The sequence below is a fragment of the Rathayibacter sp. VKM Ac-2857 genome (assembly GCF_013205025.1).
Classification (GTDB): Bacteria; Actinomycetota; Actinomycetes; order Actinomycetales; family Microbacteriaceae; genus Rathayibacter.
The window spans coordinates 200,000-213,505 of sequence record NZ_JABMLE010000001.1 but is presented as its reverse complement, the minus strand read 5'-3'; the positions used below and the strand labels follow the sequence as shown (position 1 = coordinate 213,505).

The following is a 13,506-nucleotide window of genomic DNA, read 5'->3' as shown; positions in this document are numbered from 1 at the left end:
GGTGACTACGCGCGCCCATTCGGCCAACGCTCCCCACGGTCCCCTTCGCTCAGCGCGAGGAGGGCGGGAGCGCGCCGGGCGCCAGGGCGACGTGCCGACCGGCCGTCGCAGACAACCGAACGGGAGTTCGGCGCCGTCGTGCGCCCGAGCCCCAGACAAGGAGAACGACTCATGGCAGTCGTCACCATGCGCCAGCTGCTCGACAGCGGCGTCCACTTCGGGCACCAGACCCGTCGCTGGAACCCGAAGATGAAGCGCTTCATCCTGACCGAGCGCTCGGGCAGCTACATCATCGACCTCCAGCAGTCGCTGGCCTACATCGACAAGACCTACGACTTCGTCAAGGAGACGGTCGCCCACGGCGGCACCATCCTCTTCGTCGGCACGAAGAAGCAGGCGCAGAACGCGATCTCCGAGCAGGCGACCCGCGTCGGCCAGCCCTACGTCAACCAGCGCTGGCTCGGTGGCCTCCTCACCAACTTCCAGACGGTCTCCAAGCGCCTCGCGCGCATGAAGGAGCTCGAGGAGCTGGACTTCGACGACACGACGAAGAGCGGCTTCACGAAGAAGGAGCTCCTCATCAAGAAGCGGGAGCTCGACAAGCTGCACAAGTCGCTCGGCGGCATCCGCAACCTCTCGAAGACGCCGTCGGCCCTCTGGGTCGTCGACACCAAGAAGGAGCACCTCGCGATCGACGAGGCCAAGAAGCTGGGCATCCCGGTCATCGGCATCCTCGACACGAACTGCGACCCGGACGAGGTCCAGTACCCGATCCCGGGCAACGACGACGCGATCCGCTCGGTGAGCCTGCTCACCCGCATCGTCGCCGACGCCGCGGCCGAGGGCCTCATCCAGCGTCACCAGAAGCCCGAGGCCGAGGGCAACGTCTCCGCCGTCGAGCCGCTGGCCGAGTGGGAGAAGGAGCTGCTCACCACGAGCGACGACTCCGCCGCCTCGACCGACGCCGCCACCGACGCCCCGGCGTCCGACGTCCAGGAGCCCGCCGAGCAGGCCGGCGCCGAGACCGAGAAGGTCGCCGACGCCGAGCTCGCGACCGCCGACGAGGCCGTCGCCGAGGCCGAGGCTCCCGCCGAGTCCGCGACCGACGAGACCCCCGCGTCCGTCTGACACCCGCTCTGAGCCGGGGGTCGGACGGGTCGCGCGAGCGCCCGTCCGGCCCCTGCTCATTCGGTGCACGTCCACCACGAATCAGAACCGCCGACACTCCGGCGTGATGGAGTCCTCGAGACCGAGGCCCGTCGCCGCGGGAACGGCAGACCACGACGTCCGGTCGGGCGCAGGCGCTCGAAGCGCCGCGCCGGCCGGACACACACAAGAGGAGTTCGCAGAACTATGGCTAATTTCAGCCTCGCTGACGTCAAGACGCTGCGCGAGCAGCTCGGAACCGGCATGGTCGACACCAAGAACGCGCTCGTCGAGGCCGACGGCGACCTGGACAAGGCGGTCGAGATCCTCCGCCTCAAGGGTGCCAAGGGCAACGCGAAGCGCGCCGACCGCTCCACGAGCGAGGGCCTCGTCGCCGCCGCCGAGAAGGACGGCGTCGCCACCCTGATCGAGCTCGCCTGCGAGACCGACTTCGTCGCCAAGGGCACCAAGTTCATCGCCCTGGCCGACGGCGTTCTCGCCGCGGTCGTCGCCGCCGGCGCCACCACCGTCGAGGAGGGCCTCGCGGCCCCCGCCGGCGACAAGACCGTCGCCGACCTCATCAACGACGAGGCCGCGATCCTCGGCGAGAAGGTCGAGCTGCGCCGCGTCGCCGCCGTCTCCGGCGAGCACTTCGCCGTCTACCTGCACAAGACCAACAAGGACCTGCCCCCGCAGGTCGGCGTGGTCCTGGGCTACTCGGGAGACGACGCGGAGACCGCCCGCTCGATCGCGCAGCACATCTCGTTCGCCAACCCCTCCTACCTGTCGCGCGAGGACGTGCCGCAGTCGGAGGTCGACAACGAGCGCCGCATCGTCGAGGAGATCTCGCGCGGCGAGGGCAAGCCCGAGGCCGCCCTGCCGAAGATCATCGAGGGTCGCGTCAACGCGTACTTCAAGCAGGTCGCGCTGCTCGACCAGGACTACGCCAAGGACAACAAGCTGTCCATCAGCAAGGTCGTGGCGGACGCCGGTCTGACCGTGTCGGGCTTCGCCCGCTTCAAGGTCGGCGCGTAGCACGCACAGGGGAGGGAGTCCGGGTCGTTCAGTCGACCCGGGCTCCCTTCGCTCTGCCCGGGGGAGGTGCCCGGGCGTGGTCGCGGGGCGTGCTCTGCGCGGGATAGGTTTGTACGGGTCTACGGGAGGAAACGTCCATGACGGAGACGGATGCGAAGACGACGGGCAAGCGCCGCAGGGTGCTGCTGAAGCTGTCGGGGGAGGCGTTCGGAGCCGGCACTCTCGGTGTGAACCCGGACGTGATCAGTGCTCTCGCCCGCGAGATCGCCGACGCCGCGACGGAGGTCGAGATCTCGGTGGTCGTCGGCGGCGGCAACTTCTTCCGCGGGGCCGAGCTCTCGCAGCGCGGCATGGACCGCGGTCGCGCGGACTACATGGGCATGCTCGGCACGGTGATGAACGCGCTCGCCCTGCAGGACTTCCTCGAGCAGGCCGGCGCGGAGACGCGCGTCCAGTCCGCGATCGCCATGACGCAGGTCGCCGAGCCCTACATCCCCCGCCGGGCGATCCGGCACATGGAGAAGGGCCGCGTCGTGATCTTCGGCGCCGGCGCGGGCCTGCCCTACTTCTCCACCGACACCGTCGCCGCGCAGCGCGCGCTCGAGACGCACGCCGAGGTCGTGCTCGTCGCGAAGAACGGCGTCGACGGGGTCTACGACGCCGACCCGCGGACGAACCCGGACGCGAAGAAGCTCGACACGCTCACCTACCTGGAAGCGCTGCAGCGCGGCCTGAAGGTCGTCGACTCGACCGCCTTCAGCCTCTGCATGGACAACGGGATGCCGATGCAGGTCTTCGGGATGGAGCCGGCCGGCAACGTCGCGGCGGCCATCCGGGGCGCCCGACTCGGCACCCTGGTCTCCAACTAGGGCATTCCCGCCTCGAACTAGACTGACCACTTCTCTCTCTTAAGGAGCCCCCTGTGATCTCGGATGTACTGGCCGACGCGACCGTCAAGATGGACAAGGCCGTCGGGGTCGCCAAGGAGGACTTCTCCACAGTGCGCACCGGCCGGGCCAACCCGGGCCTGTTCCAGAAGGTGCTCGTGAGCTACTACGGCACGCCCACGCCGCTGTCGCAGCTCGCGTCGCTGCAGAACATCGAGGCGCGCACCCTGCTCGTCACCCCCTACGACAAGGGCGCGCTCCGCGACATCGAGCAGGCCATCCGGGACATGCCGAACCTCGGCGCCAACCCGACCAACGACGGCTCGGTCATCCGGATCAACCTCCCCGAGCTCACCGCCGAGCGCCGCAAGGAGTTCGTGAAGATCGTGCGCACGAAGGCGGAGGACGCGAAGATCGCGGTCCGCAACATCCGCCGCAGCGCCAAGAGCGACCTCGACGCGCTGAAGGGCGACATCGGCGACGACGAGCTCTCCCGCGGGGAGAAGGAGCTCGAGGCCCTGACCAAGCAGCACGTGGACGCCATCGACGAGGCGCTCAAGCGCAAGGAATCCGAACTGCTCGAGGTGTAGTTCCGTGCCCGTGAACCCCGAGGAACCCGAGAGCAGCGACGACGCTCCGGCGCCGCACGTTCCGGGCGCCCGGGGTTCGCGGATGGTCACGCGCGACGCCCTGCGCGCCCGGGCCCAGCAGGGGCGCGCCGACGTCGAACGGCAGCTGGAGGCCACCCGCGCCCAGCTCGAGGCCACCAACGAGCGCCTCACCGCGCGGTCCGGCCGGAATCTCGTCTCCGCGACGATCATCGGCCTGATCGGCGGCGGCGCGATGGTCGTCAGCCTGCTCGTGATCAAAGAGCTCTTCATGGTGCTGGCCGGCGCGCTGGTGCTGCTGGCGGCGCTGGAGCTGTCGAACGCCCTGCGGCAGGCCGGTCGCGACATCCCGCGCATCCCCACCGGGGTCGTCGCCGTGGTCGCCGTGCCGGCGGCGTACTACGGCGGGATGCAGGCCGCCTGGTTCGCCGTCCTCGGCGGCTCGGCGCTGGTCGCGCTCTGGCGGCTGGGGGAGCAGCTCTTCCGCCGCACCCGGTCCACCGGGCGCGAGCTCCTGCTCGACGTGGGCCTCGGCGCCTTCGTGCAGATCTACGTCACCTTCCTCGGCGCCTTCGCCATCCGCCTCGTCGCGGAGGAGGGCGGCCAGCTCTGGGCGCTGTCCTTCCTGATCCTGGTGATCGTGGTCGACACCGGCGCCTACGCCAGCGGTCTGACCTGGGGCAAGCATCCGATGGCGCCGCGGATCAGCCCGAAGAAGACCTGGGAGGGCTTCGCGGGTGCCGCGGCCGCCGGTGTCGGGGTCGGCGTCCTCCTCGCGGTCCTGCTCCTCGACCAGCCCTGGTGGGTCGGCGCGGTCTTCGGTGCCGTCATCCTGCTGACCGCGACGCTCGGCGATCTCGCCGAGTCGCTGATCAAGCGCGACATCGGCATCAAGGACATGAGCTCCTGGCTGCCGGGCCACGGCGGGTTCCTCGATCGACTCGATTCGATCCTCCCGTCCGCCGCCGCGGCCTACGTGCTGTACTTCGTCTTCGCGCACTGAGTCGTCGCGCTCGAGATCTCCGCACGCTCGGTCACCGGTCTCCCGGCTCGGCCGACGCGCCGATTGCCGGACCGGGCCGTCGTCTTGGCAGAATGACGGGATGGACGCTCCCTTCCCCCGCGCGCGCGAGTCCCGGCCCGGCTACGACACGGACGAGGTCGACTCCTTCCTCGCCTCGGCCAGGGACGCCTACGCGCAGCTCTCGGGCGGACCGGCGGACCTGCGCGCGGCCGATCTGCGGCACACCGCCTTCTCGCTCAAGAAGGGCGGCTACTCGGCGCCGCACGTCGACGCGGCGCTCGAGCGGCTCGAGGACGCCTTCGCGGTGCGCGAGCGCCAGTACGCGATCGCGGTGCAGGGCGAGGAGGCCTGGCTGCAGAGCGCCCGCGACACCGCGCAGGAGATCGTCAACCGCCTGGCCCGGCCTGCCCGGGAGCGCTTCACCCGCGCCGGCGTGCTGACCACCGGCTACAACATCCGTCAGGTCGACGCCTTCTCCGACCGGATCTCCGGCTACTTCCGCGACGGCTCCGTGCTCACCGTGGACGACGTGCGGACGGTGTCCTTCGCCCCGCAGCGCGGCGGCTACTCCGAGCCCCAGGTCGACCTCGTGCTCGACGCCGTGGTCGACGTGATGCTGGCGGTGCGCTGAGCGGAGGGCCCGATGCTGGCGGATCGGGAGGTCGTCCGTTATGCTTTCGTGATCGTGGGTATGCATCAGAGAACGTCCGTCGCGCAGCCTTCCGTCTCCCGATCCTCGGTCGAGACGTCGAAGCGCCCGGTGGCTCGTCGGTCCCGGACCCGTCTCCCGCTGGCGTTCCTCGCCTTCGCGGCCTCCATCGGCTTCGTCGCCGTGAGTGCCGTGGATCCGTCGAGCGGCGCCGTCGCATCGCCCTTCTACCAGGCCCCCGAGCGCTTCAACGGCGACCCGGCGCAGCGCCTCGTGGTCGCCGAGGCGGCCGTCGAGCGCACGGTCCAGCGCGACACCTTCGACGCGCAGGCGAAGCCGACTCCCACCCCGACTCCGACGCCGACCCCCACTCCGACGTCGTCGAAGAAGGCCGTTGTCGAGGACGAGGAGGAGTCGGCCGTAGCGGCGCCCGTCGCCCGCTCGGCGGCCCCGGACCCCGGCTCGGCGAAGGCGATCGCCTACGACCAGATCGTGCAGCGCGGCTGGGCCGACAGCGAGTACGACTGCCTCGTCCTGCTCTGGAACCGCGAGTCGGGCTGGAACGTCTACGCCGAGAACAAGTCGAGCGGTGCCTACGGCATCCCGCAGGCGCTCCCCGGCAGCAAGATGGCGACCGTCGCGGGCGACTGGCAGACCAACGCCGCCACCCAGATCACCTGGGGCCTCACCTACATCTCGGGTCGCTACGGCTCACCCTGCGGCGCCTGGGCGCACTCCGAGAGCGTCGGCTGGTACTGACCACCGCTCCGCCGCCCCTCGTCGGGGTCGGCCGGTCGGCCCGCTAGCCTGAGCGCGTGGATTACGCGCTGCTCGGGGTCGTCGGGATCATCACCGTCGTCACGGTCGCGCGGTTCTCGAGCCGACTCGGCGTGGCGGCACCGCTGCTCCTCGTCGTCATCGGCATCGGCGCGTCCTATCTGCCCGGCGTGCCCGAGATCGAGGTCGAGCCGGAGCTGATCCTCGCGGGGGTCCTGCCGCCGCTGCTCTACTCGGCGGCGATCCAGGTGCCGCTCGCCGACTTCCGGCGGAACCTCCGCTCGATCTTCGGGCTCTCGGTCCTGCTCGTGGTCGTCACGGCGCTCGTCGTCGGCTTCTTCCTCTACATGCTGCTGCCGGACCTCAGCCTCCCGGCCGCCATCGCGCTCGGAGCGGTGGTCAGCCCGACCGATGCGGTCGCCGCCACCTCGATCGGCAAGAAGCTCGGGCTGCCACCGCGGCTCGTCACCGTGCTCGAGGGCGAGAGCCTCGTCAACGACGCCTCGGCCCTCGTGCTGCTGCGGGCCGCGACGGCCGCGACCGCGGTGGTCGGCGCCTCCGTCTCGAGCGACGCCATCGACATCGGCGAGGTCGGCGTGCTCTTCGTCTACTCGGTCGTGATGGCCGTCGTCCTCGGACTGGTCATGGGCGTGCTGACCGTCTTCGTGCGCTCGAAGCTGCGCGACCCGGTGCTCGACACCGCGGTCTCCTTCGCGGTCCCCTTCCTCGCCTACATCCCGGCGGAGGAGCTCGGCGCCTCGGGTGTCCTCGCCGTCGTCGTCACCGGCATCTACACCGGGCACAACAGCGCGCGGTTCCTCAGCCCGCAGTCGCGGATCAGCGAGCGGGTCAACTGGCGGACGGCGCAGTTCCTGCTCGAGAACGGCGTCTTCCTGCTGATGGGCGCCGAGATCAAGGCGATCGTCGGCGAGGTGGAGCCGGGCGGGGTCGGCGTCGACACGGCCGTCTACCTCGGGCTCGCGACCGTCGTCATCCTCATCGTGCTGCGCACCCTGTTCGTCTGGCCGCTGCTGCTCTGGCTCCGCGGCTCCGGGCGGCGGGCGGAGCGGATCAACCGGCGGCTCGCGGTCGGGGTGATGCGGCTGCGGAACAGCGCGAGCAGCGACGACCGGTTCCTCCGCCGGCAGCAGCGGGCGGAGCGGCTCTATCAGCGGCGCGAGACCGACCTCGCGGCGACGACGAGCGAGGCGTTCGGCTGGCGGGGCGGCGTCATCCTGTCCTGGTCCGGGATGCGCGGCGTGGTCACGCTCGCGGCGGCGCAGTCGCTGCCCGAGGAGACGCCGTACCGCTCGCAGCTCATCCTGATCGCTTTCACGGTCGCGGTGGTGACGCTCCTGCTGCAGGGTGCGACGCTGCCCGCGCTCATCCGGGTGACGGGGATCCAGGGGAGCGACGGCGACGCCGACCGCCGCGAGCTCGCCACGCTGCTCGACGAGGTGGCGGCGACCGGGATCCAGGCGCTGCCGGAGGCGGTCGAGGACCTGCCGGAGGGCAGTGTCGGCGAGCGCGTGCTGGAGCGGGTCCGCCGGGACACGCTGACGCGCTCGCAGGTGGCGTGGGAGCAGGTCGAGCGCGACGTCGACGGCCCCCTGGGTCCGCAGGGGCAGTACCTGCACCTGCGGCGGGCGGTGCTGAGCGCCGAGCGCGAGGCGCTGCTGGAGGCGCGCGGTCGCGGGGTCTACTCCTCGCGTATCCTGCGGCGCGCGCAGCTGATGCTCGACGCCGAGGAGACGCGGCTCGAGATGGACGACTCCTCGCACTGACAGGGACGGCGGCGTCCGGGAGTGCGGGCGCGCGGATCGCGGCTCCTAGACTGGGAGGCATGCCGCGCAGCAATCGACCCCGCGGACGCGGGCGCGAGGACGACGACGAGCAGCGCGACCTCTCGCAGATGCTGGCCGGCTGGCGCCGCACCGAGACGCGCCGCGGCCGGGAGTGGAACGTCCAGCCCGTGTCCTCGTCGCGCGCCGTGAAGAACTACCTCTGCCCGGGCTGCGGCCAGACCATCGACATCGGCCTCGCCCACGTCGTCGTCTGGCGTGGCGACGGAGCACTCGGCGACGCCGCGGACCTCGCCGGCCGTCGCCACTGGCACACACACTGCTGGCGGATCGAAGGAGCACGATGACGCACGAGATCCGCGGAGGCGTCGTCCTCCCCGCCCGCCGCGAGGACGTCGAGCTGCGCACCGCCGACGGGCTGACCCTCGTCGGCGAGCTGGCCCTGCCGCTCGACCGCGAGCCGGTCGCCACACTGGTCACCCTGCATCCGCTGCCGACGCACGGCGGCTTCATGGACTCGCACATCCTGCGCAAGGCCGCCGCCCGGCTCCCCGCCCTGGCCGGCCTCGCGGTGCTGCGCTTCAACACCCGCGGGACGAGCTCGCCGCGCGGGACGAGCGAGGGCGCGTTCGACGGCGGGGCCGCCGAGCGTGCCGACGTCGCGGCGGCGATGGCGCTGGTCGCCGAGCGCGGGCTGCCGCACCCCTGGCTGGTGGGCTGGTCCTTCGGCACCGAGCTGGCGCTCAAGTGGGGGAAGGAGCACCCCGTCGACGGGGCGATCCTGCTCTCGCCGCCGCTGCACCGGGCGACGGCCGAGGAGGTCGCGGCCTGGGGCGAGGACGGGCGACCGCTGGTCGCGCTGATCCCCGAGTTCGACGACTACCTGCGGCCGGAGGCGGCCGCCGAGCGGTTCGCGTCCGTCCCGCAGGCCGAGCTGGTGCCCGTCGCCGGCGGCAAGCACCTCTGGGTCGGCGAGGCGCAGACGCGCCGCGTGCTCGACGAGATCGTGCGGGTGGTGGCGCCGGAGTCGTCGCCGCTGCCGACGGAGTGGGCGGGCGAGCTCGGCTGAGCCCGCCCGCGCCGGTCAGCGCTTCGAGGAGCCGCTGTCCTTCGAGGAGCCGCTGTCCTTCGAGTCGTCGTCGGAGTCGTCCGACAGCCCGTCGATGTGGCCGATCAGGCCGCGCAGGCCCGTGACGTAGCCGGCGATCGCGTCGCGCTCGGTGCGGATCTCGTCGAGGCGGGACTCGGCCGTGTTCTGCAGCTCGCGGGTGCGGCGCTCGGCGTCGGCGATCATCTCGCGGGCGCGGTCGCGGGCGGAGTCGAGCAGCGCGTCCGACTCGTCCTGGGCGTCGCGGCGCAGGCGCGTGACGTCGTCGAGGGCGTCGCTGCGGAGCGCATCGGCCTCGAGGCGCTTGTCGTTGGCGCGGCGGATCGCGTCGGCGAGCTGCAGGTTCGACTCGTCGAGGTAGCGCTGCGTCTGGGCGACCGCCTCCTGGTGGCGGAGCAGGTAGTCGCGGTCCGCCTCCTCGCGGCGGGCGGCGAGCTCGACGACCAGGTCGATCCGGGCCTGCTCGACCTCGCGCGAGAGCGCGGCGGCCTCGTCGGAGGCGGCGGAGCGCAGGGCGGCCAGCTCGGCGTCCAGCAGGGCGACGGCGTCGGCCCGGTCTCGGGCGAGCTCGGTGCGGAGGTCGGCGAGCTCGCGGGCGCCCTCGGCGCGGCCCGTAGCGAGCTCGGCCGCGAGGGCGGCGCGGCTCGACAGGACGTCGGCCTCGAGGTCGGCGCGGGCGGCCTGGACCTCGGCCTCGACCGCGGCGCGCGCCTCGGCGACCTCGGCGGTGACGGCGGCGCGCAGGCGGTCGACCTCGGAGGCGACCTCGGCGCGCAGCAGCTCGTTGCTCTGCGCCAGGCGCGCGGCCTCGGCGCGGGCCACCTCGACCTCGCGGGCGGCGACGGCGCGCATCTCGGCGGCCTCGCGGCCGGCCTCCGAGCGGATCGCGGCGGCCTCGCGCTTGGCGGTCGCGCGGGTCTCCGCGGCCTCGGTCGCGACGGTGCCGCGGATGGCGGCGGCCTCGCGGACGGCGTCCTGCGTCATCACATCGCGGTCGTCGGCGGCCTTGCCGAGGGTCGCGGCGGCCTGCGCCTCCGACTCCTCGCGGGTGCGGTCGGCACGGCGGCGGGCTTCCGTGACGAGGCGCTCGGCCTCGTCGCGGGCGTCCTTCAGCAGGCCGTCGCGGTCGTCGCGGGTGGAGCGGCGCAGCGCCGAGGCGTCGTTCTCGGCCTGCGCGATGATGCGCTCGGACTGCTCCTCGGCCACACGCAGGGTGTGCTCGAGCTTGGCGCCGAGGCCCGCGTAGGTGGGCGCGCCGACCTGCTGCAGCTCCTTCTCCAGCCCGTCGATGCGGGAGGCGAGGCGCTTGGACTCGCGGCCGCTCTCGGCGGCCTGGGTGTTGGCGTGGATGAGCTCCCGGCGCAGACCCTGGATGGCCTTGTCGACCTCGTCCCGGTCGTAGCCACGGAACACCTGGGTGAATTCGGCCTCGTCGCTTGCCACGTCGTCTCCTCCGGAACACGGCCGCGGTGGGGTCGCGGCACTCCAGGGAGTTTAGTCAGCGGGTGCCGCCCGGCCCCGGCCGACACCCGCACCGCGCGCCCGGCGATCGGGGCTCTCGGCCGATCCCTGGGTTCGGCGGAGCCCATCCGCTAACCTGGACTGTCTTTGTCTGTTGCCGTCGCGCCCCGGTCCGGCCGTCACCGGAGCCGTCCCGGGCCGCCACCCCCGATCCGGCAACGCAGGAGGAGTTCTTTCGTGCGGTTCGTCTTCGCCATCATCGCCACCGTCATCGCCGCGGCGCTCATCGCGCTCGGCATCGGCCAGCGGACGGTGTGGGCTCCACCCGAGTCGCTCACCGCGCAGACCTCGCTCGAGTCCGAGGCGCCCTACGCCGTCATCGACGGCAGCACCCTCGGCGCCAATCCGGGCCGGCAGACGATCACGATCGAGGGCGAGGGCGACCTCGTGATGGCGTACGCGCCGACGACCGACGTGATGGGCTGGGTCGGCGGCTCCGAGTACGACCGGATCGACTACGCGACGAGCGAGGACGGCGCCGACTCCCTGCGCGCCGAGCAGGAGACCGGGACGGCGCTGACGCTCGCGTCCGACGTCGCCGAGGCGGACGCCGCCGTCGTCGATCCCCGCGGCTCCGACCTCTGGCTCGAGCAGTTCGAGGGCACCGGCAGCATCACCGTCGCGCTCGACCTCCCGGAGGACGTCTCGCTCCTCGTCGCGACCGACGGGACCGCCCCGGCCGCGAGCGACATCCGCGTCAGCTGGCCGGTCGACACGGCCACGCCGTGGGCCGGGCCGCTGCTGCTCGGCGGCGCCGTCTTCCTCCTGATCGGCCTCGTTCTGTACATCTGGGCGTTCCTGCACCTGCGCCGCCAGCACGGCCCGCGCCGCAAGGGCCCGCAGGGCAAGGTCCCGCGCGGCGTCCGCCTGCCGCGCGCGCGCGCCGGCATCCAGTCCTCGATCGCCTCGGCGCAGCCCTCGCGTCGCCGCCGGCTGCTCGTGCTCCCGATCGCGCTGGGCGCGACGGTCGCGCTCGCCGGCTGCAGCTCCGACTACTGGCCCGATCTCGCCGCCGGGGCCTCCGAGACCCCGACGGCGTCGGCCACCGCGACCCCCGGTGCGGAGCCGGTCGCCGCCGAGCCCACCCCCGTCGTGACGACGCAGCAGGCGGAGGCGATCGTCGCCTCGGTCTCCGAGGTGGCCGCCGCGGCCGACGCGGCCCGCGACGCGAGCATCCTCGCGGAGCGCTTCCAGGGCGAGGCGCTGACCGAGCGCACCACGAACTACGAGGTGCTGACCAAGGGCGGCACGATCGACGCGCCCCAGGCGATTCCGGCGTCGCCGGTGAGCCTCGTGCTGCCGCAGGACACCGACAGCTGGCCGCGCCTGGTCACGGCCGTCGTGCAGAACACGTCCGACGCGACGCAGGCGCCGATCGCGCTGATGATGAGCCAGGCCAGCCCGCGCGTCGACTACAAGGTCGACTACGCGATCTCGCTCGAGGCCAACGCGCGGATCCCCGACGTCGCCCCGGTGACGGTCGGCACCTCGATCGTCGCCCCCGACTCCCGGCTGATGAAGCTCGCGCCGGAGAACGTGGGGACGGCCTACGCCGACATCCTCGCGAACGGCGACGCCAGCCAGTACGCCGAGACCTTCTCGGCGGACGGCGACACCCTGCGCGGTCAGGTCGGCGTCGACAAGAAGAACGCCGATCGCGAGGCGCTGCCGGACACCGCCTCGATCGAGTTCACCAACGCGGCGGGGACCTCGGACACCATCGCCCTCGCCACCAACGACTCCGGCGCGCTCGTCGCCGCGAGCATCGCCGAGACCGCGACGGTCCGCCCGACCGCCGAGGGCTCGACCGTGTCGACGTCCGGCGCCTCGCAGACCCTGCTCGGCACCGACAAGTCGACCACGGGCATCGCGACCACCTACGGTTATCAGTTGCTGTTCTACGTACCGCCCGTCGGATCGGAGGAGAAGATCGTCATGCTCGGATGGAGCCAAGGACTCGTCTCGGTGGTGCAGCTGCCGTGAGCACCCCCCTGCCCCCGCTGCCCGGAAACCTCCGCGGCGCCGTCGACCTGTCCACCCTCGTGAACCGGCGCACCCCACCGGCCGCCCCCGCCGCGCCCGCCGGCGGTCCGGAGGCGCCCCAGGGGCCGCCCGTCACCAACCCGCTGCTGCTGTCGGCCGGCGACGCCGAGTTCGACCAGGTCGTCCAGCTGTCCTCGCGCGTCCCCGTGATCGTGGACCTGCGCGGCTCGTGGTCCGACCAGAGCCTGAGCATGACCGCGCTGCTCGAGAAGGTCGTCATCTCCTACGCCGGCGCGCTCGTGCTGGTCGGCGTCGACGTCGAGTCGAGCCCGCAGCTCGCGCAGGCCTTCCAGGTGCAGTCGGTTCCGACGATCGCCGCCGTGATCGCCGGCCGTCCGGTGCCGATGTTCAACGGCCTGATCACCGAGGAGCAGCTGCGCGACCTGCTCGAGCAGGTGCTGCAGCTCGCCGCGCAGCAGGGCGTCACCGGCACCGTCCCGGTCGACCCGGGCGCCGCCGCCGAGCCGGGCGCCGAGCCCGCCCCTGAGCCGCTGCCCCCGCACCACCAGGAGGCCTACGACGCGATCGACCGCGGCGACTACTCGGCCGCGATCACCGAGTACGAGACGGCGATCGCGCAGAACCCGCGCGATGACCTCGCCGTCGCCGGACTCGCCCAGGTCAGGCTGCTCCAGCGCCTCCAGGGGCGCACCCTCGACGACATCCGCTCGACCGCGGCCGCCGAGCCCGCGAACCTCGACGCGCAGCTCGCCGTCGCCGACCTCGACGTCTCCGGCGGCCACGTGGAGGACGCGTTCGACCGCCTCCTCGCGATGTACCCCCGCCTCGACGTCGACGGCAAGGCGAGCGTCCGCGCCCGCCTGCTCGAGCTCTTCGAGATCGTCGGAACGACGGACCCGCGCGTGAACAAGGCGCGGGCGCGGCTGACCGGCTTGCTGTATTGAA

Annotated in this window: 13 protein-coding genes; 12 read left to right on the top strand and 1 reads right to left on the bottom strand. The window is 72.4% G+C overall.

The window, feature by feature from the left end; all coding sequences use genetic code 11:
* Positions 1-171 precede the first annotated feature (171 nt).
* The 10 genes from rpsB (at position 172) to HQQ86_RS00895 (ending at position 8,997) form a co-directional block, all read left to right on the top strand.
* Positions 172-1,128 carry a 30S ribosomal protein S2 gene (rpsB, locus tag HQQ86_RS00940; protein WP_173285706.1) on the top strand — a complete coding sequence of 319 codons (957 nt, stop codon included), beginning with the start codon at positions 172-174 and terminating at the stop codon, positions 1,126-1,128.
* A 225-nt stretch (positions 1,129-1,353) separates the two neighbouring features.
* On the top strand, positions 1,354-2,181 hold the full coding sequence (gene tsf, locus HQQ86_RS00935; RefSeq protein ID WP_160088931.1) for a translation elongation factor Ts: 828 nt from the start codon (positions 1,354-1,356) through the stop codon (positions 2,179-2,181).
* Positions 2,182-2,318: 137 nt separating this feature from the next.
* Complete coding sequence (gene pyrH / locus HQQ86_RS00930; RefSeq protein WP_173285704.1) at positions 2,319-3,050, top strand: UMP kinase; 732 nt, start codon at positions 2,319-2,321, stop codon at positions 3,048-3,050.
* 53 nt (positions 3,051-3,103) lie between these two features.
* Complete coding sequence (gene frr, locus HQQ86_RS00925) at positions 3,104-3,658, top strand: ribosome recycling factor (protein ID WP_123445733.1); 555 nt, start codon at positions 3,104-3,106, stop codon at positions 3,656-3,658.
* 4 nt (positions 3,659-3,662) lie between these two features.
* A complete protein-coding gene (locus tag HQQ86_RS00920) occupies positions 3,663-4,679 on the top strand; it encodes a phosphatidate cytidylyltransferase (RefSeq protein ID WP_320527479.1) in 1,017 nt (338 codons plus the stop codon).
* 100 nt (positions 4,680-4,779) lie between these two features.
* Positions 4,780-5,331 carry a DivIVA domain-containing protein gene (locus tag HQQ86_RS00915; protein ID WP_173285702.1) on the top strand — a complete coding sequence of 184 codons (552 nt, stop codon included), beginning with the start codon at positions 4,780-4,782 and terminating at the stop codon, positions 5,329-5,331.
* Between the two features lie 129 nt (positions 5,332-5,460).
* Positions 5,461-6,108, top strand: coding sequence for a lytic transglycosylase domain-containing protein (locus HQQ86_RS00910; RefSeq protein WP_254071974.1), 648 nt, complete (start codon positions 5,461-5,463; stop codon positions 6,106-6,108).
* Positions 6,109-6,164: 56 nt separating this feature from the next.
* Positions 6,165-7,910: a sodium:proton antiporter gene (locus HQQ86_RS00905; protein ID WP_173285698.1), complete on the top strand. Its 1,746-nt coding sequence runs from the start codon at positions 6,165-6,167 to the stop codon at positions 7,908-7,910.
* Positions 7,911-7,969: 59 nt separating this feature from the next.
* Positions 7,970-8,275 carry a hypothetical protein gene (locus HQQ86_RS00900; protein ID WP_123445737.1) on the top strand — a complete coding sequence of 102 codons (306 nt, stop codon included), beginning with the start codon at positions 7,970-7,972 and terminating at the stop codon, positions 8,273-8,275.
* On the top strand, positions 8,272-8,997 hold the full coding sequence (locus tag HQQ86_RS00895) for an alpha/beta hydrolase (RefSeq protein ID WP_173285696.1): 726 nt from the start codon (positions 8,272-8,274) through the stop codon (positions 8,995-8,997). The genes HQQ86_RS00900 and HQQ86_RS00895 overlap by 4 nt, the downstream gene beginning before the upstream one ends.
* Positions 8,998-9,012: 15 nt before the next feature.
* Here the strand turns inward: HQQ86_RS00895 and HQQ86_RS00890 are convergent, their stop codons facing one another.
* On the bottom strand, positions 9,013-10,479 hold the full coding sequence (locus tag HQQ86_RS00890; RefSeq protein WP_173285694.1) for a DivIVA domain-containing protein: 1,467 nt from the start codon (positions 10,477-10,479) through the stop codon (positions 9,013-9,015).
* 255 nt (positions 10,480-10,734) lie between these two features.
* On the opposite strand from HQQ86_RS00890, the gene HQQ86_RS00885 reads away from it, so the two are divergent.
* A complete protein-coding gene (locus tag HQQ86_RS00885) occupies positions 10,735-12,540 on the top strand; it encodes a hypothetical protein (protein ID WP_173285692.1) in 1,806 nt (601 codons plus the stop codon).
* Positions 12,537-13,505 carry a tetratricopeptide repeat protein gene (locus HQQ86_RS00880; RefSeq protein WP_367948500.1) on the top strand — a complete coding sequence of 323 codons (969 nt, stop codon included), beginning with the start codon at positions 12,537-12,539 and terminating at the stop codon, positions 13,503-13,505. The genes HQQ86_RS00885 and HQQ86_RS00880 overlap by 4 nt, the downstream gene beginning before the upstream one ends.
* Position 13,506: the final 1 nt, after the last annotated feature.

What these genes read in the sequence shown, in the direction of transcription:
- rpsB (WP_173285706.1), top strand. Translation starts at nt 172, where the DNA reads ATGGCAGTCGTCACCATGCGCCAGCTGCTCGACAGCGGCGTCCACTTC.
- tsf (WP_160088931.1), top strand. Translation starts at nt 1,354, where the DNA reads ATGGCTAATTTCAGCCTCGCTGACGTCAAGACGCTGCGCGAGCAGCTC.
- pyrH (WP_173285704.1), top strand. Translation starts at nt 2,319, where the DNA reads ATGACGGAGACGGATGCGAAGACGACGGGCAAGCGCCGCAGGGTGCTG.
- HQQ86_RS00915 (WP_173285702.1), top strand. Translation starts at nt 4,780, where the DNA reads ATGGACGCTCCCTTCCCCCGCGCGCGCGAGTCCCGGCCCGGCTACGAC.
- HQQ86_RS00900 (WP_123445737.1), top strand. Translation starts at nt 7,970, where the DNA reads ATGCCGCGCAGCAATCGACCCCGCGGACGCGGGCGCGAGGACGACGAC.
- HQQ86_RS00895 (WP_173285696.1), top strand. Translation starts at nt 8,272, where the DNA reads ATGACGCACGAGATCCGCGGAGGCGTCGTCCTCCCCGCCCGCCGCGAG.